Origin of the sequence: Oligoflexus sp., from assembly GCF_035712445.1 — a bacterium.
GTDB lineage: Bacteria > Bdellovibrionota_B > Oligoflexia > Oligoflexales > Oligoflexaceae > Oligoflexus.
Window position 1 is genome coordinate 50,135 of the sequence record NZ_DASTAT010000063.1, and the last position, 25,981, is coordinate 76,115.

The window sequence follows — 25,981 nt, forward strand, 5'->3', positions numbered from 1 at the left end:
GATCGGAATGCGACCGAAAATGATGCAGGGCCTGATCCAGCTCCTGCAGGAAAAGGTCGATGGCACTTTTGATGTCGTCCAACGAAGCAGCCGATCGGACCCGATCAAAGACCACAGAATCGTCGAAGAGCAGGATCTGAAACTCGGGGTCTCCATCACGCGACGTGGAACCCTGCATCAATGAAGAAAACCACTGCTTGTAGTCAGTTTCCTCAGTCGCAACCAGGAACTGAGACAGCGCACCTTGAGCTATCATAAGGTTGGCAAATGAGCCGGGATTGAAACTGGCCATAATGCGACAGCGGAGAGGTCGCCACGCATCACTCAGGATGCCCCTTTGCCTCGCTCGATTCAGGCTCTGACCCAGAGCTTCCATGAGGAATGCATCATCCGCATGCAGACGAGCAAAGGCGACAACTTTTTGCGCATCAACCGGTGCCTTGAACAGGCTGCGCAGGTTTTTCAAATGCTCCAATTCATGTTCACTCATAAAGCAGTCTCACAGCTGATGTGCATCCCGGTCACGATCCATTTGGAGGATTCGATGGCAATCTGCAATGCGGACTGCCCGGCCTTCATGGTTCGGGCCAGTTTTTCGAGCTGCATGAACGGCAAAGCGTTGCCGTTGTTGCCTGTATCCTGCACACAGTGGATGCGTTTTTCGGCCGGAAAAGCCAGCGTGTCGGCAATTTTCTCGCTCATCACGTAATTGAGCTGTGGACCGAGGAAGTAATCATAATCTTCTGGAGTATGAAGGGACTCTGCGATGAGTTCATTCAGCACCTGCAAAGCCAGGCGAGGAACCTCCACCGCAATGGCTTTATAATCCTCTTCGGTGGCAGCTTCGGCTCGCATGGCGCCACCCGGGGCAGCAACAAGAGGCGCACCGCTCGCTCCAAACCAGCGCGCAATCTGTCCCGGTTTTCGGCCCAGACCTTCGGTACGACAGAGTATGTGCTCGATGCGCAGACCGCTATCGCTCAACCGAGCAGAAACAACGGCGGCACCAGCTCCGTCGCCAAACATGGCCATATTCACGAGTTCCTGCGGTTGCAGGTCTCGCGCTTGCGTGCCAAAGCTCCAGAACTTCTGACAGCTGTCAGCGCCGACCACAAGACCTCGACAGTTGAGACTTCCCGCCAGTTGTTCAGCGAGATAAAAAGCCTGCAAAGCACCCGTACATCCACCCTGAATTTGAAAGGCCGGAATACCATTCAGCCCTAAACGATCCAAGAGCATGTGAACTGTAGCGGGCATGAGGTTATCAGGGGTCGCTGTCGACAGAATCACAAAGCCTATACTTTCAGGCTTCACCTGCGCTGACATAAGAGCTTTGGCTGCCGCCTTTTCCGCGATATCAAGCAGGGATAAGGTCGATCCCCCATCGAGCTTCGCACAGTAATAACGTTTGCTATTACCTGTCATCTTATTGAGCCAACCTGCGCTCACTCCGAAGCAGCGTTCCAGATCAAAGTTCGTGATGGGGTCTCCGGGAAGACAGGAAGCAAGTCCGAGTATTTTCAACATACGTTTATCCTTTGCGGTTCTGGCATTTTTTTCTCAGCAAGTTGACGAAGATTATGCTCGATGTATCGCACTACCTGCTTATGTTCTTGATCCAGATAGAAATGGCCTCCCGAGAATAGATAAGGTTCTTTATGAAGCCGTGACAGGTCCTGCCAGGCCTTGAGACCAGCATAGGTCACGCAGTGATCCCTGACGCCGCCTAATGGCCAAATCGGAACATTGAGAGTCGGCAGGGGCCGGGAAGGCAGATAGGTTTCGATCAGCTTGAGATCAGCTCGTACAAGCTGCTCCAGAATATCGATGGCATCACGGTGCCGCAGGTAGGCCGTCGGCAGTCCTCCCATCGCCGTCAATTCTTGCAAGAGTTCAGCCCGAGGCAGACGATGAAGCATGCGCACGTGATGCTCTGCAAAATAGTGTGCAGGCATGCGCGCAGAAGGCACAAAGGCCCGAACATCGGCGCGTCCATTAGCAAGCAAACTACGGGTGAGTTCAAAACCTAACGTCGAACCCATGCTGTGACCAAAGATCACCAGGGGCAGATCAAGGGAATCGGCTAAGATTTCCTGCAGATGCTCCACGCAATCCTGAATGCTGTCCAAGGCTGGTTCGGCATGCGAGGCACGTCGACCCGGCAAATCGAGGGCCAGACCCTCCCAGTCCGCTGGCAGGACTTCGCTCCAGCGAATAAACGAAGCCGCAGATCCACCCGCATGATGCAACATGACAAAACGCAGCTTCGGCTGAGAACGAGCCGGCATTCGTAGGGCATAGCGCTGGAAGAGTAAACTAGATGCAGGCATTCTCGCGCTCCTTTTCCAAAATCGAGCCAATAGACTCCCTGCTGAGGAGCTCTTCCATGCTCACATCAAGACCAATCTGGGATAACTTTTGTACGAGCAGCATGGCTGTAAAAGAATCACCACCCAGCTCAATGAAACTTAGGCTGGTGTCAATCATTTCAGCCGATAGGACCTCCCGAAGGAGGCCGATAAACTCGGGAGACGATTGAGGCAGCGGTGCAGCCGCCTGGCCACTCCCTGCTGATGGGGATACAGGGGCCACCGGCTCATGCGATTGAGCTCGCCTTCTTTGGATCAGTCCATCCACCCAAAAATCTTCGAGTTGAAAAGGACTCGTAGGATTGTCAGCCGAACGTGGATAATGCGCCTCAGAAAATGCGTCCCAGTTGATGAAGGCGCCGGCTTCATAGTGCCGAGCTATGATGCTCAGCATCCAGAGGTATGTGGCACTCTCCGCACGTCCCCCTATCGAACAGATTTGAGCAGAAACTCGATCAGCGTGCTGGGTAGGATTTCGTTCCTGGGACGGAATGAGTTGCTTCATCGCATCCAGCAGCCGCTTTTCTTGACGCCGATCCAGAAGTGCAGACATCACGCATCGTGTCAGCTCATGACGTTCTATCGCCTCCAGTTTAAAGCCAAGATCCTGCCATAAATAGGCTTCCGCCAGAAGACAAGCCATGGCCAAATCTGAAGTTTGAGGCCCCTCACCTTTCTGTGCGCATGCCAGCAGTTCCTTCTCGATATGAAGGTCAGCCTTATCGTAAGAAAGCAGACGGCAAAGGTCTTGTTTAAAGCCTGGATGTCTCTTCAAGAGTTTCGCGTAATACGCCATACGACTGGCATCAGGCCATGCCACTGTCATACGCAGCTGTCCTGCGTAGGGCACAGGATCTGTGATGCGCCTCTCTCTGATTTGATCATTCAATTCTCTGAGCTCGCCTGCCACGACACATAACCTGTGTTTATGGTGAGCCCGCCCGCACATCGCTGTCACCAGAACCGCAGCATCGAGGCGCCCAGCTTCCGCGAGTTGCGCGTAAGCATCCCGCAACTCGAACAGGCCCTCCTCGGTTTTAGCTGAGATAGGGAGGATAGCGGCGATCGACGCTGTATCCTTGTCTATGGGGCGCGGTCCTTCGCTCACGATAATATGAGCGTTGGTGCCTGCTATACCAAAGGCACTGATACCGACCGTCCTTGGACCTTCATCCGTCGACCAAGGCTGAGCTTCGTCTGCGAATCGGAAGGGATAGGCTTTCCAATCGACTTTCGTAGTCAGTCGCCGCAGTCCATGCTGAGCAGGAATAAGGCGATGCTGCATCATCAAAAGACACTTCACCAGCGAGGCGAGGCCCGCGGCGGCCTCCAAATGTCCTAACTGTGATTTCACCGATCCTATAAATAGAGGTTTAGGTCGGGATGCCGATCCATAGACGCTCGCAAGGGCCTGGATTTCAATGGGATCACCCAGCGCAGTGCCGGTACCATGGGCCTCAATATATGAAATCGCATCCTGGGATAGACCACTGCGTTTCAAAGAATCGGCCAGGAGTTCCGCTTGAGCTTCGCCATTGGGTATGGTCAACCCACTCCCAGGTCCTCCATGATTCATACTGGAGGCTTTTACGATGCCCAGGATCGGATGACCTTGGGCTTGCGCCTCGCGCAGGGGCATCAGCACCACAGCCAAAGCTCCTTCACCGCGGGTATAACCGTCAGCAGCCTCGTCAAAGCTGGCACAATGTCCCGAAGGAGAAAGCGCACCTGCCTGGCAGAGAGCAATGTTCAGCTCCGGATCCAGGATCACATTACTGGCTGCTACCACGGCAGCTTTGCATTCTCCACGCTTTAAGCTTTCACAGGCGAGATGCAGCGCTACCAAGGACGAGGAACATGCTGTATCAATTGTCAACGACGGCCCAGTAAAACCAAGCGTATAAGACAGGCGGCCGGCAGTAAAACCATGACCTGAACCCGTGCCCTGGTAAAAGTCGATGCTCTCCGTTCCCTGCAATTGGGACAAACGCTGACCATACTCAGAGCGCATAATTCCGGTGAACACACCAATTTTTGCGCCTTTTTTTCGCTCCAAAGCCACACCGGCTCGCTCCAAAGCTTCCGTGGCCACCATCAGAAGCAGACGCTGCTGAGGATCCATGGTTAGGGCTTCTCGCCGCGAGATACCAAAATACTGGGGATCAAATCCTTTCAGACAGCGTAGAAAAGCACCTCGCTGCCAGTAGAAAGTACCAGGCGCCTGGCGATTTTCATTGATGAAGTCCGGGCTCCAACGATCATCTGGTAATGGACTTGTCAGATCCTGGCCGGTGATCAGGGCTTGCCAATAGGCTTCAGGTGTTTCGATGTCCCCTGGCAAACGCAAGCCAACTCCGATGATGGCGACATCATCACTTTGGTCTTCAAGTGTTTTCAAGCGCTCCTTGAGTTCAAGGATATGTTTATGCTGTTTCAGTACAAGGGATTGCAGCGTTTCAGTTGTCATCGTTATTCCTCATGATTCGCTGAGTTCAGCAGCGGCCATTCTAATAAGTTCTTCGTCGCTGAGTTCTGCACGTTCCGCCTGCGAACTGACGGGCACTTCAAGGCCGAAGCGCTGCAGCAGATAACTCGCCAGTTTATCGATATCAGGGAAATCCAAACCCAGAGTGGCCGGCATGTTGGACGCAAACAGATGATCAAGCTTGGCTTTCAAATCAAGCACCATGATCGAGTCAAATCCGAGCTGATTGAAACCATATTCAAAAGACAGCTGGGATTCCGGTTCTCGTAAAATGGCCGCCACAAGGGTCTGCAAATTCCTTTTTAACCAGTCCAATCGTGCGTTCGCTGGCATGGACTGAAGCTGCTTCAACCATGCTGCTTCGTTTTCCTGCTGGGTGCCCTGAACATCCTGGCTCAACAAACCCTCAAAAAGCTTTGGAACTTTCTGGAACTGTGCCGTCAGGTAACGGTCCCAATCGAGTCGAGCCACAAGCAGGTGGGCACAATTATTGGGCTGCCCACGCTTTAAAGCAGGCAGAGCTTCGTGGGGCTGCAGGGGTGTTATTCCAAGTCTTTGCATGCGGATCTGCAGCGCCTGACTCTGAGCCATGCCATCACCATGCCAGCTGCTCCAGCTTATGGCCAGACCCGGCAAGCCCTGCCCTTGACGCATGCGCGCAATTCCATCCAGGATGCCATTGGCAAAGGCGTAGTTGGCCTGACCTGCATTTCCACAGAATGAACTCTGTGACGAATAGAGAACAAACATATCGAGTGGCAGATCACGAGTGAGTTCATGAAGGTGCAAGGCCCCCCAAACCTTGCCGGCCAGCACGGCCCTAAATTCATCCGCGGATAGCTCAAGCAAACTTTTGTCAGCCAAGGTACCTGCCGCATGGACGACGCCTTTGAGGGGATACGATGAAGCAGCGATTTCATCCAGCAGCTGAGCCAACGCAGAGCGTTCACTGATATCGACCTGTCGATAGCAGATTTGCTCAGGTGACCCTCCCAATTTTTCTAGAGCGTCTGCCCATTCGCTTTGATAGGGTCGGCGTCCCAGAAGATAAATCCGCCCCCCGCCTCTCCGAATAAAATCCCGTGCTGTTTCCTGCCCAAGCGCGCCGAAGCCTCCCGTGATGATGTAGCTGGCTTTCTCAAGCAATTTAAGTTCGGTGCACGCTGTCTTCACCGCCTTGGCCCGCATGACAGAGGCTCCCCTGGGACCTAGCTGCAGAGCGATCTCAGCTTCCATGGCATCCAGCTCACGCGCCAGATCATCAGCCGTCACTGCCGGCTCCATACTTATCACCTGGCAAGACAGTGACTTGAATTCTGCCATCAAAGCAAGACTGAGGGCTCGGAGGGCTTCAAACTGCACCGCTCCCTCGGGGTCCTGCCGCGATCGGGTGAGCAGGACATAGCGCTGCAATGTGCCTTGCGCGACGGCTTGTTTGATGCTGGAAAAGAGTTCCCACTGCCGAGCGGTCGCTTGATCACAGTTTTCGCTGCTGATAAAAGCAGGGGCTGTTTCATGCAGAAACCGAGCGTCGACAACCGAAAAGGATGCGCTCTCGCCCTGCAGAGCCTTATCGAATGCGGATAGATCATCCCAGGCCTTTGCCAGAGCTCCACCCTGCTCCAAAGCCTGGATAAGATTTTGAGCCCATTCTTCCGAACCTGTAAAAATCTTCCAGTTTGTGCGCTGGAGTGCTCCCCGAATTGAATCGGGCCGAGCTTCCCATTGCAGCTCAAAAGCAGGGGCTTCCTTGGCTTTCAGACCGGCTTCGAGCAGACTGCGTTTGGCATGCCTGATGCGAAAGCCCTCAACTTCGAGAATGAGCCGCCCCTCCTGATCAAAAAGTTGAATATCGCCTTCATCATAATCATGCCCATGGGTGCTGCGACCCTGAACGAAACACCATAAGGAGCCTTCCGCCCGCCCATGGATACGAATGAGATCAGCACTGAAGGGTATGGCCAAGGCATCAGCTTGCGTAACACCTTCCTGAAACATCATGCCGGCCAGAGTTTGAAAGCAGGAATCGATAAGTCCTGGATAAAGAGCATAGGGATCCGCCGCCTCGCGCATATCCGGGAGCCGGAGCCGAGACAAGGACGTTGTTCCTTTTTGCCAGATGCTTTCAATCCATTGGAAAGCCGGCCCCAGCGTATAACCAAGATCCGTGAAATATTTATAGAAGCGATGCCCTTCAATACACCGTGCATTCTGCTGGAACGCCTCGATCGAGAAGAAATGCTGCGCGCGCGGCCTCGGATGCAAAAGGTACGCTGCCTGCAGATGGGTTTCCCAGGTGTCCCCTTTATTACTGAGACACTTGATGCTTGAACTTTGGCTCCCGCGTTGAATCCAAAGTTGCAACTCAGCTTCATCCTGTTCATCGAGGACCAAAGCTTGCGGAAAGGAGACATGCTGCAGTTCGAGCACTTGACCCTGCAAAATCTCAGGCTCGAAGGCCGAAGCCACCATGGAAATATGCGAAGCCGCTGGAGCGACAACAAATCCATAGAGTCTGTGATCATCGAGATAGAGGGGTTCCATGCTTCGCCGGCTTGTAGCAAAGACCTCATCGCGCGACTCGGGCAGGCGCCATCGCTTGCCGAGATGGACAAAATCCTGCCCCCGAGCGGAGATACGGCGCGCCTTGGGCAGCTCTGGCCAGTAAACTTTGTGATCCCATGCATAGGGGGGCAGACTCAAGAGCATGCCGCTGGACGGCAACTTTTCCTGGGCATGGGGCGCAATATCAAAGAGTTTGGCCTTCAGCTTTTGAAAACTTTGCGCCTGATCCTGATTGCGAGCCTGAGACGCGATCCATTGAACAGCTGCGTCCCCTCCCGACAGCGAGCCCAGGATCGACAGGGTTTGATCAGGACCAATCTCGACAAAGTGCGTCACGCCTAAAGCGATGGCTTCCTGGCAAGCAGCATGGAAACGAACCGTGCCACGGAGTTGATCGATCCAGTAGGATTTTTCCAACATGAGCGTGCTAGATGCCTTGCCACTTACATTATTGATGATAGGAATTTTTGCAGGGTTCAGCGTCACGCGCTGCAATTCCCGAGAAAATGCCTTGAGAATGCGATCCATTGTTGCAGAATGGAAGGCATGCGAGACAGTGAGAGCTTTGGCTCTCAGGCCCCGTTCCTGGCAGAGACTCAAGAGTCGACCGATTTCCGCTTCAGGGCCTGACACCACCAGCTGCTTGGGACCATTCACAGCCGCAATATCAAGTTTAAGATCCGCTTCCTGCAAGAGACTCAGAACGGAGACTTCATCCAGAGAAAGAGCCAGCATGCCGCCTGCATCCGTCAGCTGCATCAGTTCACCACGTTTTGCGATCAGACGGAGACCATCCTCCAGAGACAGCATCCCGGCAAGAGTCGCCGCAGCATACTCACCCACACTGTGGCCGATGAGGTAGTCAGGCTTCCAGCCTGATTCAAAAAGCAGACGACCCAAAGCAACTTCATAGGCAAAGAGGAGGGCTTGCGTATACTGAGTCTCGTGAACCAAATCCTGCAGCTGGGGATCAAACATCAGATCAGTCAACGAGTATTCCCACTGCCCTTCCAGGAGTGAAGAACAGCTGTCAATCACATGACGAAACGTCGGGTGGTTTTCATAAAGATAGCGGCCCATACCATGATGCTGACTCCCTTGACCTGAACAGAGGAATGCCAGCTTGCCGTTTGCTCGCGAAAGAGCCGTTGGATTCTTGAGCTGAGATAGCAGATGGCTGAGAGAGGACACGGTCCAGCTCGCAACGAATTCTTCACGTCGGCGCTGCCCCAGGCTGAAGGCGAGATCCCGGAGGCTGCTTTCCGGGTGGCGCTGCAGATACGCGTCCAGTCTCGCGATATTTTCTTTCAGACTAGGTTCGCTGTGTCCACTGACCACAACGGTCCATTCTTCCTCCTCTTTTTCTGTCGAGCCCAGGATGCTGGTTTCAGGACCTTCAAATATTACATGCGCATTCACACCGCTAAAACCAAAACCGCTTACAGCAGCACGCTTGACGGCCTGATGATTGGGCCAAGACACGGCATGGTCCACAACCGTTATGTTTTTCGCTTTGATCAGGGGATTGCGCTTTTTGTAGTGCAAATTGCCAGGAATCATTCCATGCTGAAAAGCGAGCAGAATCTTCATGATGCTGCCCATGCCGGCAGCGCTCTCCATATGCCCTATATTCGACTTGATGGAACCCACCAGCAGCCCCTGGGGATTGGCCTTGCCATAGACGGACTGAATCGAATCAACTTCGATCGGATCACCAATGGCTGTCCCTGTTCCATGGGCTTCCACATAGCTGACCTGATTCGCATCCACAGCCGCATCTGCAAGAGCCTCTTCATAAACCCGCTTTTGAGCGGCTCCGTTGGGCACAGTAAAGCCATTGCTGCGACCGTCATGGTTAACAGCACTGCCCTTGATCACACCATAAATGCGATGCCCCTGAGCGAGGGCCTCAGACAAAGGCTGTAGGAGCAAAACTCCACAGCCTTCTGAACGGACAAAGCCGTCGGCATCTGCATCGAAAGTCTGACAGCGGCTTTGATCTGATAGCATATGCCCCTGCACGGCTGCCTGATTGTGAAAGGGTGCGAGAATCACATTCACCCCAGCCGCCAAGGCGAGTTTGGATTCTCCTTTGCGCAGGCTCTGAACTGCAAGGTGCAAAGCGACAAGGGATGATGAGCAGGCAGTATCCGTGACCAGAGCAGGTCCTTGCAGACCAAAGTGGTAGGAAATGCGTCCCGCGAGGCTATTGAGTGCTGTGCCACTCGCATAGTAGGCGTCGATAGCATCCAGCCCCTGCGATTTTAAGAGTTCCGCATAATCATTATTGGAGGCCCCAATAAACACACCACAGGGCTTTTGGCTCAGATCACGAGCCTCGAGTCCTGCATCATCAATGGCTTCCTGCGCCAGTTCCAGTAGAATACGCTGCTGCGGATCCATGCTGAGCGCTTCCCGTCCAGGTATTCCAAAGTAGGTCGCATCAAATTTTTCAACCTGATCCAGCAGTCCCATGTCATGACCAAGCGCCCGACTGCTTTGCGGATCAATTCCACAGAGCTCCCAGCGGCTGGCGCTTGGACTCACGCAATCGACCCCATGCACGAGCTTATCCCAAAGTTCTTCGGGGCTCTTAATGCCACCTGGAAAGCGACAGGCCATGCCAATGACCGCAATGTCGCGTCCCTGGCCCGCCTCGCCTTCGCGGCAGCTGGTCGAAGCTCCTGAGGATGGCAGGACGGGGGATTCGGCCTTGTCCTGTTTCCTGGGGGCATCTGAATGCAAAGCGGGTCCTGTCAGTTCAAGTGAAGCGAGGTGAGCGGCGAGCCTTTCAATCGACGGGAAATTATAGAGGGTCGCAATACCCAGCTCGATGGAAAAAATTTTCTCCAATTCCTCCAGGAGCGAGATCGACGTGAGCGAGTCGATACCAATATCAAACAGGCCCTTTTTGCTGTCCAGATCCTTCAACGCTATTCGGGTAATTCGTTGCAGGATGTTTTTGATGAGGTCAACGAGTTGCAGTTCATTCATAGGGTGATCCTTGCGAGTCGCATGAAGCGGTTTTTCCGTTGATGCCACAGTTCGTAGCTTGGTGAAGAATGAATCGTGACGCTGTCGCTCCAGGAGAGGCAGAAACTTTTGCCATTGCATATCAGCCAGAAGCAAACAGCGTGGCTCCGACTGCATGAAAGCAATCAAAAGTTTCGCAGTGAGTCGGGGCTCCAGAAGATGGCAGCCAGATTTTTCCAGGGTATGTCGTTGGGCATCACTTCCCATACCCTGCAGGTTCCATGGCCCAGCTTCAATCGAACGCACACGAATCCCCTGTCGACGGCCCAGCCGCGCGAGTTGATTCAAAGCTCCATTCACCGCACCATATAATGCATAGCCGGACATACCCCAGGCGGCGCTTGCTGAAGAAAGAAAAAGGATTTCCTTGATGGGAAAGTCCTGAGCCAAATCCAAAAGATACTGGGCTCCCAGAACCTTGCCTGCGCTCAAATCTTTGAAGCTCTCCTGATTCAAGCTCTGACGATCCAAGCGCATAAAATTCCCCGCTGCATGGTAGACGTGAAGTCCAAGCGGATTTTGCTGACTCAGCTGCTGGATGGCTTGATAAACAGAGGGCTTCAGCCCCATATCGGTTGCGAGCACAAGAATCTCAGCTTTTTGCCTTATTCCCCGCAGGAATTGCTGTTCCATAGCGGACAGCTCGGATTCCTTCCGTCGTGTCAGGACCGCAAGACGCCTCGCACCCTGCTCCATCAAAGCCGTGAGAATTGTCTGTCCAACGGCTCCCAAACCACCGCTCACGACATAGGTAAGGCCCGGATCAAGGGCTCCCAATCTCAAAGTCAAATCAGTGGGGAGCAGTTGCTCACTCAGGATTTCTCCTTGGCAGATCAAAATCCGACTGTGATCGGGCCGGCTGCGCAAAATGGTCCAAATAGCTTCCTGATCTCTGGGGTCTGCCCTATCGTTGATGTCGACAATGGCCAGAGGCAGATGCGGCATCTCCAGTCGCAGGCTTGGCAACGCGCCCCAGAGAAGATCAATGGCATCCGCACCTGGTGACCACACGTTATGGGTCACGAGCAGCAACTGCTCCAAACGAGAGCTGAGCTCCCTGGGAAATTCAGCCAGAAACTGGAACAGGCGCTGCATGGCAGCCGCAGCTTGGCCCTCGGGAAGGAGATCTGTAATGCTCAGATCAGGCCACGGAACAAGCAGGCGAAAGCCTGGTGTCTTGAGCTGTCGCAGCTCATCCCAGCTGACTTCTTTCCGAGCATCAAGTACCGCACTGGGTTCTTCCACAAAGAAGAGTTTATGCCGCTGAAGGTCCCAGCTGAAGACGGGTCTTGCCTCATCTGCCATCAACTCTGCCTCGACCCAGCGTCTTTTATAGACCCATGCACTGGGCAATGATTCAGCGGAATCAAGCTCCTGAGAGCCGCTTTTCGGCTTGGAAGCCTCATGCGTGCTGCCAGCAGTCTGAAGCTGATACCGCCAAGGCCTCGGAGGTAACGAGCACAGTGAAACAGATCCGGCTGCAACAAAAGGCCGATGGTTCGTTTCACCAAAGCTTCCGACCTGCGCGAGCTGCTGCTCGAGTTCTTCCATAGTCCTCACCGTGATCGCGCGCTGTCCAAGCTCATCCCGATGGCGACGGCTCAAAGTCGCGGCGATCTGGGAAAGATTCGTGATCTCACAGCTTTTGACAACGCTGAGCAGACGCTTTTTATAGGCTTCAAGGATGTCCTCATCATCAGCGGCCAGGACGATGGAATACAACGAAGATGAAGCTGATGACTCAACAGAAGGCGAAAGATCCTGGGGCACGAAAGCCTCTGCCACGACATGGGCATTGGTGCCCCCCATCCCGAAACTACTGACGCCTCCGCAACGCTTGCGGCTCTGAGGCCATGCTGTTTCCTGGAGGGGAATTTTATAATGACCTGCAGGCAGTTGAATCAGAGGATTCAATTCTGAAAAGGACACGTTGGGTGGAATGATCCCCTTGCGCAGCACCAAGGCCAATTTAATGAGTCCCACAATACCCGCAGCACCTTCCGTGTGCCCAATATTGGGTTTCAATGCTCCGAGGTAACAGGGACCAGCTTCCACGGATCGTGCGCCCAGGGCTTGATGAATCGCTTCGCATTCGATGGGATCGCCCAAGGCGGTCCCGGTCCCGTGCGTTTCAATATAGGAGACATCATGAGGCTTGAGACCAGCCCGTTCCAAGGCTCGACTCAGCAGGTCACGCTGGGACTTAACATGTGGCGCCGTTAGACCAGTCCCCGTACCGTCATGCGATACAAGCGAAGAACGAATCACCGCATGAATCTGATCACCATCTTTCATGGCATCACGCAGCCGCTTCAAGACCACCACACCGCAGCCTTCACCACGGACAAAACCATCGGCACCCTTATCAAAAGTACGGCACTGACCACTGGGTGAGAGAGCACGAGTTTTCTTTAAGCGAAGAATGGAGCGCGGTGAGCCAACGAGGTTGACTCCCCCGGCCAAAGCCATATCACAGTCCTGGGAACGCAAGCTTTGGCAGGCTTGATGAACAGCCACGAGCGATGAAGAACAGGCCGTATCCACAGCAATGGAGGGACCTTGAATATCCAGAGCAAAAGATAAACGACCCGCTATAAAACTAAATGCGGAGCCAGACACGGAAAACTGGTTATCAGGCAACTGCTGCTGGTATGCATAATCGTTACTACAAACCCCTATAAAAACCCCGGTGGAACTGCCTTTAACGCTCTGCCTGGAGATGCCGGCATCCTGCAGCGCTTCGCAGGCTACCTCAAGGGTGAGTGCCTGCTGAGGATCAAGGTTGTCGAGCTCCTGTTTATGAATACCGAAGTTTTCGGTATCAAAACATTCGAGACTACGGAAGTAGCTGCCATAGGGCGGCAGCTTTTCCAGAGAGGCCGTATCGTCCTTCCAACGTTGAGCAGGCACGGGCCCGATCAAACTGCGGCCCTGCCGCAGGATCTGCCAGAAGTCCTGAAGCGACTGAACGTCAGGCAAGCGAATGCCCATACCCACGATTGCGATGGGCTCGTTTGCCAAAGCTTTGAGTTCTTCATTCTCGTCTTTCAGCTCTTTGAGCTTGGCAAGAGCTTTCCGAAAGACCTCTTGTTCTTTTGAGATTTCCACAATGAATTCCTCTTAAAGATCAGCCAGGAGATTGGCCAGTTCCTCAGCAACATCAACATTTGCAGCAGCGTCAGTCGCATCAGCCCCAGGCTGTTGCAAACTCTCGGCGGCTTCATGAGCAAGGCCTATCCTGGCTAATAAAGCCGGCAGAAGCTGATTAATACTGGGATAGGTCCACAATATGGTCGGCGAAAGGTTCGTTTCAAAAGCCTCCTCCAGCCGATTCCGCAGCTCCAGACTCATCATCGAATCAAGGCCCATTTGCATGAAAGGCAACTCATGACTGAGACTCGCTTCATCAACCCGCATGACCTGGCTCAGCATTCTTCGCAGAGTCTGGCGGCAGGCTTCGGTACGCGCCTCTGGCTGGAGGCCAGCCAGAGTTTGACGCAAGCCACCCACCTCGTCTTGATTGGACTCTCCGCTAGCCAGCAAGGCACTCCACATGGGGCTTTTTTTCAAAAAGGGATAACTCGCCAGCCATTGGTCGATCTTCAGAGAACAGAGTGAGAGCAGAACAGGATGCTGCTGCAGAGCCGCGATGAGGTCAGCACTCACTTGCTCGGCTGACAATGCCTGCATACCCTGACTGATGAGTCGCTGACCGCGTTGCTCATCTATGGCTGCAAGGCCCACATCAGCCACCACAGGAAAATTCACAGCTGTTGCAGCTTTTCCCTGACTCCGTCGCATCATCGACAGCGCATCCAAGGCAGCGTTCGCAGCACAGTAGAGCCCCTGACCCGGAAGTCCAAGAAGAGCGGCAGCTGAAGAATAGAGGACAAACGCGTCCAGGTCCCAAGCATGGCGTTCAGCCAGCGTATGAAGATTCCAGGCACCCTGAACCTTCGGAGCCCATATACGGTAAAACTGCTCGGCCTTTATATTCTCCAGCATGGCATCATCAAGAACGCCTGCCGCATGAAAGATAGCCTTCACAGGTGGCCACATATCCTTTTCCAGCAGATAGCGAGCTTCAAGAGCAGCATAATCGCTCACATCCAAAGCCCAAACGCCCAGGGATATACCCTGTTCACGTAACGCTGCGATTTCCTCTTGCCGTTTATCGGCGCTCCTGGATATCAGGATCAGATGTTTGGCACCGAGTCGCACCAGGGTTTGCACCATGGCCCAACCCAATCCGCCCAAACCGCCTGTGATAAGATAAGTGGATTCTGCGTGAGCCAGGCCTTGAGCAAAGGGAGCCCGCCACATACGTGAGGGTTGCCCTTGCATATTCAGCACAATTTTGCCGATATGCTCAGGATGCGAGAATCGGCGCAAGGCCTGTTCCAGGTCGTCAATCGCAAATTCGTGAACAGGCAGTGGATTGAGTTGACCCGACTGCAGCTGCTCCAAAACCTCTTGCAATAGCCTGCCAAAGCCTTCGGGATCACGTGCCTGATAGCCCGCCAGATCAATCGCGTGGAATGAAATGGCTTTTTTGAAGCGTCGCAGATTCAGCTCGCGCTCGGCGTAAATATCACTCTTGCCTAACTCAAGGAAATGACCATCAGGCGCTGTGATATCGAGACTTAATTCCTGCCATTCCCCCGCGAGGCTGTTGACAACGATGTCCACACCACGGCCCTTCGTATAGGCCAGAACACCTTCCGCGAATTGTCCCTCGCGCGAGGAAAACACCGCTTCCACACCACGCTCGATTAAGTACTGACGCTTGGTTTCACTGCCAGCCGTCGCCAGAATTTTAAGCCCTAGCATGCGAGCCACTTCCAGTGTGGCCAGCCCCAGTCCACCGCTGGCTGCATGAATCAAAATCGTCTGACCCGGCTGGGTTTTTATCCTTTTGACCAGTGCATACCACGCCGTCATATACGCGAGACTTATGGCAGCGGCTTCACGCGCTGCAAGCCCTTCCGGTCGTGGTCGAAGCAGAGTGATGGGAACTTTGATGTGGCTCGCAAGGCAGCCGAAGTGGGTCGCGATCACAGGAGTTCCTGGTTCATAGCCTGCGCATTCAGGCCCGACCCGAGTGATAACACCGCTCAGCTCGCCACCGAGTTTCAATTCATTTCTTTGTCCCACATTGAATGTGGAGCCCATGGCCGCCAAGGCATCAACAAAGTTCAGTCCAACATACTCAACCGCGACTTCCACTTCACCAGACCCGAGACATGATGGTGTCTGAGTCTCCGCTCCAAAGTTTTCGAATTGCCCAGGGCGCGGTAAAACATGGCGAAAGGCCTTGTTTGTTTGGGCTTCCAGCATGGGCTGCTCGTAAAGCGACTTATCGCGGCTGCGGCCTAGACGTCGCACAAAACGCTGCTTGCCACGCCAGGCGACTTCTTCATCGGCATCAAGACTCAGAATTTCAGAATAAGGCAGGGACCTATCGGCCTCACGACTTGAGCAGTCGAAGTCAATCAGCTTGAACTGTGCACTGGTCCATTCATAACGCAAAGCGCGAAGAAAGCCCCAGGCACCAGCCAACAGAGGTTGGGTGACAGTTTCCTCACCGAGCTGCTGCGTACCTTCGGTTAAAACCAGCAGGGAGATATTCGGTGCCGTTCTATAAAGACGCTGCAGCATCGGCAAAATCCGCAGGACCAGCTCATGATCGGTTCCTTCTTCCCGGAGATCCAGGATGACCCGCTCATAGTCAGCATAGCTGATGTCCTCGTTTCCGGGTTCGCCGACTTCCCAGCTCACCTCAGATTGCGAAGGCAGTTGTCCTATCAGCAGCTGTGCGGCCTCAGGCGATTTTGAAAGGAGCAGGACTCGGCCGCTGATGCTGACAGAATCCGACAGGGGCTGTTCCACCCAACTGGCAGATATGGGCACATAGCCATGGGCGTTTTGCCCTGCAGTCAAGCGAAATTGAAGCCCAATAAGGCTTACGTAGCATTCGCCCTCTTCGTCATAAAGCCTGGCATCCAGCAGGGCAAGTCCATCGTTCTCTTCTCTGATCACAACATGCGCATAGAGAGTGGAAGGAAGACGTCGATGCACGCGAAGCTCTTCAATACCGACTGGCAAAGCCTTTTTACCTGGATTACGCACCAAAAGAGCGTGAAGCCCTGCTTGAAGACAGGCGTCCAGCGTCATGGGGCACAGGCGATAGGATTGGGAACGCTGCCGGGCTTTGCTTGCTTGCTGGACACAGGCCCAGGCACCACGTGCATCCAATCGAAGGCGATGGAGGAGCTGGAAGTTTTTCCCGTAATAATAGCCATGCGCCTGCATCATTTCATAGTGGGTATCGGCATTCACGACATCGTCTGTGCTGAGCATGGCCGTGAGTGAAGCAGCTTCAATTCTGGGTAAAAAGGTCCTGGGTTCGGCCAAGAGTTGGGCCTTGGCCTGCAGACTCCATGTAACGTCATCCGAGCTCTCGCCAGAGAAAAGACTCAGCTCAAAGCGTTTCTGTCCCTTGGCTGTCAGGAGCATTTGACAAGGAACAGGGTTTCCATCCTGCAAAAGCAAGGCACCTGGAAGATTTATGGAGCGGATGACGAGCTCGTCCTGATCATCCTGTATGTTTTCATAGAGAGCTGCAGCCAGAAACAGTTCCAGACTCAGGGTTAGCGGTGCGATCTTCGCCTTGTCAACCTGATGTTCCCGCAGGAAAGGCTGCTGCTCCAAACTTAAGTAAAAATGAGAGACTTTTTTATGCGAGCCATCCGCAAGCACCCGGAAGCGATTGACGATAGGATGCAGACTTCCCTTGGCGTCGTCACGCAACGAGGCCTGTCCGCCTTCAATCCAGTAAGCTTTCTTATCCCAGGCTTGTGCTGGGAGTTTCACAAAGTTTGCGTCTGCCACCAAACCTGTCCAGCTGATAGGCAAGCCTTCTGTCCAGGCATCCTGAAAGGATTGGACCAGCGTCTTTTGGCTGTCCTGGTCACGACGGAGGGTCTCCAGTGCGACCGCTTTGCGATCGCTCAAGGCAATGGCATCGACCGTGGATTGCTTCAGCACGGGATGAGGCGAGATTTCCACAAAATGAGTGACGCCATATTTTTGAAGGAGATTATCAATCGCTTCATAATACCGAACAGATTCCCGCAGGTTTTTTAGCCAGTACTGCGTGTCGAGTTCACTGGCGCTAACCACATCACCATAGACAGTGGACAGCATCTGGATACTGCTGTCCTGTCGGGCGATCGGTCCCAGGCTTTCGGCCAAAGAATCGAGCAGACTGTCCATCTGAGGGCTATGCGAGGCGATATCGACTCGAATGAGTTTGCAGTAGATTTCGGAACTCTCGAATAGAGCCTGAAGCTCCTCGATGGCCTGCGCCTCTCCCGAAAGAACCACAGTGCGAGGACCGTTTACTACGGCAATGGCTACGCGTTCTGCATACGCAGCTATATAGGCTTCTGCCTCCTTACTGCCGAGATCCACCAGCAGCATCAAACCTTGCCCACGCTTTTGCATCAGAAGGTTCGATCGAATACAAATCAAGCGGGCCGCTTCTTCAATGGACAGAATGCCTGCTGTAGCAGCAGCCGCAACTTCGCCCATGCTGTGTCCAACGACATAGTGAGGCGTAACGCCTTGCGCTTTCCACGAAGCCGCGAGACCGATCATCACAGCGCTCAGCAGGGGTTGGATAACAGAAATGTCGCTAAGCCAGCCCTGCGACTCTATGTCGCTCAGGATCTCAGAAACTTTCCAGGACACAAGGCCTTGCAGTCCCCGGTCAAAGCTTTCGATGGCATCCCGGAAGGCCGGGTCAGTTTTCACGAGTTCTTTGCACATGCCCAGCCACTGCGAGCCTTGTCCCGGAAATACAAAGGCAATGACAGGCTTATTCGTAAGACCCGTATGAGCGGCCTCAGCCCCAGTCGCCAGTTGAGTCATGAGATCATCGTGATCAGTGGCCCGGATCAGCTGACGGACGATGAATTGAGGCGTGCGCTTCGCCAGTGTGTAACTCATGTCTGCAAGGCTCTGCGGTTTCTCCTCCAGGCAACGGCGAAGATCCTCGAAACGCCTGCTCAGGGATTCACTCTGCGGAGCCGAGATAGGAAAAAGATAGTTGGTGCTTTCCGCTGGCGTGATCTCCTTCAGAGAACTCGACTTGGCAGCTTTAATAACGACATGAGCATTGGTGCCTCCCCAACCAAAGGAGTTGACTCCGACAACGACTTCGCTCTCTTTATCCAGAGGGCGCGGGTCGGTGACAACGTCCAGGTTCCACTCTTTGAATTTGATCTGCGGGTTGCCTTTTCTAAAGTGAAGGCTAGGCGGAATCTCACGATGCTGAGCAATCAGACAAGCCTTGAAAACACCGGCCAAACCAGAGGCCCCTTCCAAATGTCCAATATTCGTCTTGATCGAGCCGATCGGCAGTGGATTTTTACGGCCGTGAAAAATTCGACCCAGTGCTGCAGCTTCAACCGGGTCACCTTTCTTGGTGCCTGTGCCGTGTGTTTCCACATAATCAATGTCATCAATCGACATTCCAGCCGCTGCATACACATTGCGAAGAAGCTGCGCTTGGGCCAAAACATTGGGAGAAACAAAACTATCACCTCCCCCATCGTTGTTCACAGCACTTGCGGCAACGATAGCCTGAATGGGCCAGCCTTCAGCTTCTGCTTTTGCCCTTGGCATAAGCCAGAGTGCAGCCACACCTTCACCACGCACAAAGCCATCGGCGGATTCATCGAAGGCCTTGCAACGACCTTCTGCGGAAAGGCCTCCGAATGCAGTAAGACCTACCGAAACGTCAGGGGTGAGAATAAGGTTTACGCCTCCAACTAAAGCCTGTTCAATGGTTCCGGAGCGCAAAGCCTCACAGGCGAGATGCAAGGCAACCAGCGACGCCGAGCAACCCGTATGCACAGTCAGGGATGGTCCCTGAAAGCCAAAGTAATAGGAAAGCCGGGATGAAAGAACATCATCAGCCTGTCCCACCGCACTATGTCGCGTCGTTGAAGCTGCCTGGTTCTTACGGAGCAGTTCATAATCGTGCCAGACTGAGCCAACATACACGCCGGTCTTGAGCCAACGCTGCTGCCTAAAATCAACGCCAGCATTTTCCAACATTCTGTAGACAACTTCGAGGAGGAGCCGCTGCTGCGGATCAAGCTCAGCGGCTTCGCGAGCTGAAATGCCGAAGAACAGTGGATCAAAATCCCGAACCTTATCAAGAAATGCGCCGAATCCAGGAACATTCCAGACCGGATCCAGGGGACGGTCCTTATCCCAACGATCGGCAGGAACCGGTCCCACGGATGTTCGTCCATTCTTTAAGAGCTCCCATAAAGCCTGAGGTCCATCCGCTCCGGGAAAGTATCCATCCAGGGCGACAATTGCTATATCCTGCTCGGGCGATTTCATTGGCTGCTGCATCGTGAGTCCTCTCTATCAGGCAAATAGGAGCCCTATGTGGAGCCTTGAGGCTCCAACAAAGACGGTTGTTAGGAAAAGTTCGAATTCTTAGAGGGTATAACTACATCGAAAACCCAGATTGGCATTTTTGAGCGAGCGATCATATTTGATGCTGGCCGAGAAAAGACCTGTGCTTTGGCCGAAATACCAGCCGCCACCGCGAATCATCGCGCCGCCCTCTCCATTGGGCCCACCAGAATAAACTCCTATCCCGTGACTGTTGTCCCACGCTGCATCCCAAAAGGCTTTTTGATTGGGAATGAAGTCAGTGATGGGAAACGTTGCGGTGGGAGCAATGTCCCGATATTCATGCCAAGTGGTTTCATAAGGACCTGGTTTGTCTTGATTACCACGATCAAAGCTCACCCATTCCCAAACGTTTCCGGCAAGATCCCATATCATCTGGGATTCTAAAGCCAAGGTGCGGCGCAAGCTCTGCCGCTCAGGTGAAATTTGATCGCGACTCTTTGCGCTGCAATCATTCTCGACAAATGCCAATTGATCATTGGCATCAGCAGGACAGGCCGTGGCTGGAGGTTGAAGGGCGTGCCCCTTATAGAGGGAACCTTGTCCCGTTACGTTGCCCGTCCAATTCTCTGGATTCTGAGCCAGGCTTGCTGCAATCGTCATCCATTGGGCGTTGCTGAGCAACGCAAAGCCTTCACCCAGGCTCGTACAGGCAGCTTCTGCTTCCGTTAGGTTCACATTAACCCATGGATCGCCTGCCGGTACTGAAACCGGGGAGCCCGCCTGCATCTTGGCCTCATATTTCATCACGCAGAAATCCTGGTCCGTGTAGTCAGGATCATGGGCGACCAACAAATACCCTGTTGGGCAGGTACTGGCAGTCTGGCTGAAGGCTTCCGCCTTTTTGCCACAAGCGTACAGAGGTATAAACAAAATCAGAGTGGAAAGGCTGAAGGCAGAATGGAAACGTAAAGGCAGATGAAGGTGAAGTTTGCTTATGAGCATGGCAACCTCTTGGGTGTGGAACACAGTTCTCTCACCGGAGTAGTGCAAGCTCGAGGCCGCTTCTTAAAATAGGTTTATTGCTTTGTTTCTCGCTAGTTGTATTTCGCCGCTCAAACGGTCTCTAACAGAAAAAAGGGAAGGCCTTCATCCAAAAAAAAGAAGCGGGTGTCACCATGTTCCAGCAATCAAGCCCCGCGGGCATTCCGGTCACCCTTGCTCCCGCATCCCTTCGAACTCGGACAAGCCGAGCACGCACCGCAGGACGTCTTCTTCTTCCGTCTCTGCCACAGATAATAACCGGCTCCAAAAACCGGCACGAACACGAGATAATCCCAAGGCTGCATAAGCCCTCCTTCAGACCAGTGCCGCTGTCAATCCGTGGGCCACCCACGCAAAGAGATAGGCCAGTGCCAGAAGATAAACAAATCCTGCAGCAGTCATCCGCCAGGATCGAGTTTCTTTTTGCATCACAGCAAACGTTGCAAAGCACTGCGGTGCGAATATATACCAAACCAAAAGCGCCACCGCAGCGGCAAGAGTCAATTCATGCGGCAGGATCGACGTTAAGGCCGTCACCTGCTGTTCATCGGCCAGGGAATGATCGATCGCATAGACCATGCCGAGCGCCCCGACCAGGACCTCACGTGCGGCAAAGCCGGGGATCAAGGCCACCACGATTTTCCAGTTCCAACCCAGCGGAGCAAACACCGGCTCCAGCCACTGCCCTAGTTTTCCTGCGAAGGAATAGTGGATGCTCGGGAGCGTCGCACCTTCGGGAGCCATGGGGAAAGTGGAAAGGAACCAAAGGATGATGACAACGGCCATGATGAAAGTTCCCGCTCTGGTCAGAAAAGCGAGACCGCGATCATAAAGTCCCCGCACCACATTGAGGCTGCTGGGAAAACGATAGCTCGGCAATTCCATCACAAAACTGCTTGGACCTCCGACCCAACCGAATTTTTTGATAATCCACGCGACCAGCAATGCGGATGCGAGGCCGCCGATATAAAGCGAAAAGAGCACAAAACCCTGCAGATTCAAAAAGCCGAAGATCATGCGCTCGGGAATGAAAGCTCCGATCAGAAGCGTATAAACGGGAAGACGCGCCGAGCAGGTCATCAGCGGCGTGATCAAAATTGTCACCCAACGTTCGCGGCGACTGCCCATGATGCGGGTCGACATGATGCTGGGAATCGCACAGGCAAAACCGGAAACAAGCGGCAGTACCGAACGGCCATTCAATCCCACGCCTCGCATCAGTCGATCGAGCACAAACGCAGCACGCGCCATGTAACCCGAATCCTCCAGTACGAGCAGGAAGAAAAAGAGTATCAGAATCTGGGGCAGGAATACGACCACGGCCCCGACGCCACTGATAATGCCATCAACGAGCAGACTCTTCAAAAGTCCATCCGGCAGCTGATCGCCGATCAATCCCCCAAAGCTTGCCATCGCGCCTTCAATCCAATCCTGAGGCAGGCCCGCCCATGAGAAAATCGCCTGGAAGACGAGCAGGAACACGAGCATCAGAATCACAGGACCAAAAAAGGGATGCAAAAGCCAGCGATCGATGCGATCAGTCCAGCCCGTTCCGCGTTTGCGTGCATTCGGCTGCACCTTCTGCAAAAGTTTATCCAGAAAACGGAGGCGGCTGGCCGGATCCTGCGGTAAAGGCAGAGTTTGCGGGCGTCTATCCTTGGCGTGAACCTCATGAATGGTATCCATGAGCTCCTGCAGACCGCGATTTTTCAAAGCACTGACCGCACGCACAGGGATTCCAAGCGCTTTTTCCAGGCCCTTAAGATCGGGCATGGTTCCCATTTTTTCCGCCTGATCGATCATGCTGATAGCCAACACCATCGGCTGACCGAGCGCGATCACTTCCATCACAAGACGCAGATGAAGGCTCAGGTTGTTCACATCGGCGACGCACAGAAGCACATCCGCCTGCACAGGGTACTGCCCTTCCCGGCGGATGATCTGCCTTGTCAGAAGCTCGTCATCACTTTGCGGGTTCAGACTGTAGGTCCCCGGCAGATCGAGAATTTTCAAAGGCGCGCCGAAATTTTTGCGACTGAACGCTTCCGCCCAGTCCACGGTCACACCCGGATAGTTCGCAACTTTGTGATTGAGTCCGGTCAGAGCATTGAATAAAGCAGTTTTTCCGCAGTTGGGACTGCCGACGAGAGCGAGAGTTGGAGCATTTTGCGTCATCATGCGGCCCGACTTAGGGTTGAAGGAGTGAAACCTGGATGCCACTCGCATCGTCACGCCGAACCGCTACTCTCGTTCCGTGGATCATGACCAGAATGGGGTCGCCTCCAAAAGGAGCCTCTGCCAATACTTCCAGCGTAGCCCCCTCGACAAAGCCAAATTCAAGCAGGCGCTCACCTAGTCCTTGTGACTTGGGAGCGCGTATCACTTGAGCTTTCTGGCCTTTTCTAAGTTCTCCGAGGGTCATGATTACCTCAATGAGTCCGATCAGACGTACTGAGAAGAATTCTCAACATTAAGGCTTCACAATATTGATCGGAGCCAGGCTTGTCCAGGTCTGAACTTCACGACGCCGCTGGGAAACTTGTTTTTGGATGGAAAAGTCGCATCCCGTCAACTTCGAGTATATAACCTTCGCTGGTGCTGGTGACCGAAACACTCTGCACACCCAGGCGGAAATTGCGTTCCTCGCCCAAACCCAAAGCGCTCAGATCAAAATCCACATACGCGCCGGATTCGAAGTTGACGCGCATGTGCTCGTCCTGGAAGGTAATGGCGCTGACCTTAAACTGCTGTCGGGGCGCCGAGCCCTGGAGTTTCTGTCCGAGCTGACGTGACTTAATATGGGCCAGTTCACTTGGACCTGGCTCGGGGAATTCTTCCATCGTTTCCTGGATCGGTTCGAGCACTTCATCGGCTTTTTCTGCGTCATCCGACGCCAGCATCGACTCATCTTCGGATATTGTTTCCAGCTCGTCATCACTGCCGATCTCTTCGAGCACGTCGTCAGCGACCAGCTCGTCGTCAACGGCCAGCTCGTCGGCAGCCAGCTCGTCGTCAACGGCCAGCTCGTCGTCAACGGCCAGCTCGTCGGCAACCAGCTCGTCGGCAACCAGCTCGTCGTCAACGGCCATGCCGTCCAGAGTGGCATCATCATCCAGCGTGTCGGAATTTTCCAGAAGACTCAGAGCGGCTTCCCGGTCTCCGATGTTGAGATCCTTGTCAGCGTTGGACAGAAGGCGGCTTTCCTCGTCGATGGACGCATGCAGCTTCTGCTCGAACTGGCTTTCTTCTTCATCGGAAAGTTCGGGCATATCGCCGGGCAGTTCCTCGCCGAAATCATCCTGTAGCGCAGCGTCAGCCTTGGCTTTCACAACCGGGGCTGAAGCGGCTGGAACCTTGGCAGGCGCAGCAGTTTTCGCAGGGGGTGGTGTCAGCTCCTCGGGCGCAAGATCCTCATCCAATTCCGGGATGCCTTCAAGGTCTTCATCCAGCGGAGCTTCCGCAGTCGTCAGGGCCGCGTCGTCGATATCCAGCTCAGCGCCTACGCTCAGATCTTCCGGAATATCATCTTCGAGCGTCATGGACTCATCAAGGTCCAGATCGGCTTCCGTCTGCACGTCCAAAGCGCTATCCACAACATCCAGATCCGAGCCGTCCAGATCAATATCGTCTTCTGTCACAGCCGCTGTGCTGTCGAGATTCGCAACATCGCTGCTGAAGTCCATGGTTTCAAGACCGGCATCAAGCTCCGGACTCAGCTCGTCCCCATCTGCCGTCGCGCTCGCTTCAAGACCGGAATCATCCAAAAGTCCATCGTCGATGGCTTCAACGTTCAGGTCATCCAATGGACTGTCGCTTGCATCAAGACTCGCATCATCCAAGAGGACGTCGCTGTCTTCCATATTCAGCTCAGCCGCATCATCCATAAGACTGTCGCTGATATCCGCAGTCTCTTCCACGAGCAGGCTGTCGTCGCCGATTTCTGGAGCCTCGTCCGCAAGCAGACTGTCGCTCTCAAGGCTCAGATCATCCAGTTCAAGATCCGCATCCTCGTTCCCGAGCGAAAGATCATCTTCCAGCGAACCCTGCCCGGTTTTTTCGATGGGAATCTCTTCCAGGGCGCCGTCATCCAAAGTATCATCCGCGATACTCAGGTCATCATCGACCGCCAGATTAGTCTCAAGATCCATGTCCGGCTCATCGCTTTCCAGCGTCGCCGCGGTATCTGCTTCATCCAAAGAATCGAGTTCATCCGCCGGAACCGCCAGATCATCTAGCGATTCCGCGGCCGCAGCCTCGTTCGCAAAGGGATCTTCACGGTGGGCCGCATCCTGGCTGTAAGGCGCCAGCGCCTGCACAAAGTCGGTGACGCCGCAGCGTTCGATCACGTCGTGCAGCGTTTCGCCGTCTTCTGCGAGGTTCTTAAAGGTTTCGATCACAGACTTCAGACGCTTCGGCAGTTCCTTGGGCGGCACGCCTTCTGCGAAATAGCTGGCAAATTCAGGCATTTGACGGGTTTTTCCACCCAGGCTGATGCGATAGCCGCTGGCATCGCCGACCACCGCGATATCCAGAGTATGGCAGGGGGTGCAGCAGCGGGCGCAGCCGTTGATACCGATCTTAAGAGGAGCGGTCAGCTGAATGCTGGCGATTTCCTTCGTGATATCCATGGCCGTGGCCATGGCCGGCTGTTCGTGCTCTTCACAGAGTTCACCCAGACAGGACACGGGCTGATGCAAAGCATCCTGATAGTGGCGGAAACCGAGGCCCATGGCCCGCAGCTCTTTCGCTACTTTCTCGACTTCGCTTTCCTTGACGAAAAGGGCCAGCCTTTGGTCTTCGGTGGCTTTGACGATCGCCAGTTCCTTCGAGCACAACTCAGCGATTTTTTTGAGTTGACCGGAGTTATAGATCCCGCCAGGCGCTTCCGTTGACAGCAGCACAGTTCCATTTTTTAATCTAAACAGCTGGCTCATCTATCCCGTCCTGGAGGATAAAATTTAACTCTCGGCTTCCAGTTAAAGTTTCGGCTTTCCAGCTTATTACTTTAATTTACAGAGTTTGAACCATGGGGCGGAAACACCCAAACCAC

General features: G+C 53.9%; 11 protein-coding genes. 1 reads left to right on the top strand and 10 read right to left on the bottom strand.

The genetic code is table 11. The annotated features are described in order from the left end of the window. The first annotated feature begins 7 nt into the window (after window positions 1–7). Window positions 8–184 carry a hypothetical protein gene (locus tag VFO10_RS13095; protein ID WP_325140807.1) on the top strand — a complete coding sequence of 59 codons (177 nt, stop codon included), beginning with the start codon at window positions 8–10 and terminating at the stop codon, window positions 182–184. 302 nt (window positions 185–486) lie between these two features. On the opposite strand, the gene VFO10_RS13100 is transcribed toward VFO10_RS13095, so the two are convergent. From VFO10_RS13100 to VFO10_RS13135, 10 genes are all read right to left on the bottom strand, one after another. Beyond that, a complete protein-coding gene (locus VFO10_RS13100; protein WP_325140809.1) occupies window positions 487–1,527 on the bottom strand; it encodes a 3-oxoacyl-ACP synthase III family protein in 1,041 nt (346 codons plus the stop codon). Beyond that, complete coding sequence (locus tag VFO10_RS13105; protein WP_325140811.1) at window positions 1,521–2,330, bottom strand: thioesterase II family protein; 810 nt, start codon at window positions 2,328–2,330, stop codon at window positions 1,521–1,523. Before VFO10_RS13105 ends, VFO10_RS13100 begins: the two co-directional genes overlap by 7 nt. Then, window positions 2,317–4,836, bottom strand: coding sequence for a beta-ketoacyl synthase N-terminal-like domain-containing protein (locus VFO10_RS13110; protein ID WP_325140813.1), 2,520 nt, complete (start codon window positions 4,834–4,836; stop codon window positions 2,317–2,319). The genes VFO10_RS13105 and VFO10_RS13110 overlap by 14 nt, the downstream gene beginning before the upstream one ends. A gap of 9 nt (window positions 4,837–4,845) precedes the next feature. Beyond that, complete coding sequence (locus VFO10_RS13115; protein WP_325140814.1) at window positions 4,846–13,560, bottom strand: SDR family NAD(P)-dependent oxidoreductase; 8,715 nt, start codon at window positions 13,558–13,560, stop codon at window positions 4,846–4,848. 12 nt (window positions 13,561–13,572) lie between these two features. Next, window positions 13,573–19,881 (bottom strand): type I polyketide synthase, encoded by a 6,309-nt coding sequence (locus VFO10_RS13120; RefSeq protein WP_325140816.1) that lies wholly within the window; start codon window positions 19,879–19,881, stop codon window positions 13,573–13,575. Between the two features lie 87 nt (window positions 19,882–19,968). Further along, window positions 19,969–20,892, bottom strand: coding sequence for a hypothetical protein (locus VFO10_RS13125; protein ID WP_325140818.1), 924 nt, complete (start codon window positions 20,890–20,892; stop codon window positions 19,969–19,971). A gap of 185 nt (window positions 20,893–21,077) precedes the next feature. Further along, window positions 21,078–21,236 (bottom strand): FeoB-associated Cys-rich membrane protein, encoded by a 159-nt coding sequence (locus tag VFO10_RS31450; RefSeq protein ID WP_414697030.1) that lies wholly within the window; start codon window positions 21,234–21,236, stop codon window positions 21,078–21,080. A 10-nt stretch (window positions 21,237–21,246) separates the two neighbouring features. Continuing rightward, complete coding sequence (feoB, locus tag VFO10_RS13130) at window positions 21,247–23,109, bottom strand: ferrous iron transporter B (RefSeq protein ID WP_325140820.1); 1,863 nt, start codon at window positions 23,107–23,109, stop codon at window positions 21,247–21,249. A gap of 10 nt (window positions 23,110–23,119) precedes the next feature. Beyond that, on the bottom strand, window positions 23,120–23,353 hold the full coding sequence (locus VFO10_RS31315; protein WP_349259366.1) for a FeoA family protein: 234 nt from the start codon (window positions 23,351–23,353) through the stop codon (window positions 23,120–23,122). Window positions 23,354–23,450: 97 nt separating this feature from the next. Further along, window positions 23,451–25,865 (bottom strand): hypothetical protein, encoded by a 2,415-nt coding sequence (locus VFO10_RS13135; RefSeq protein ID WP_325140822.1) that lies wholly within the window; start codon window positions 25,863–25,865, stop codon window positions 23,451–23,453. Window positions 25,866–25,981: the final 116 nt, after the last annotated feature.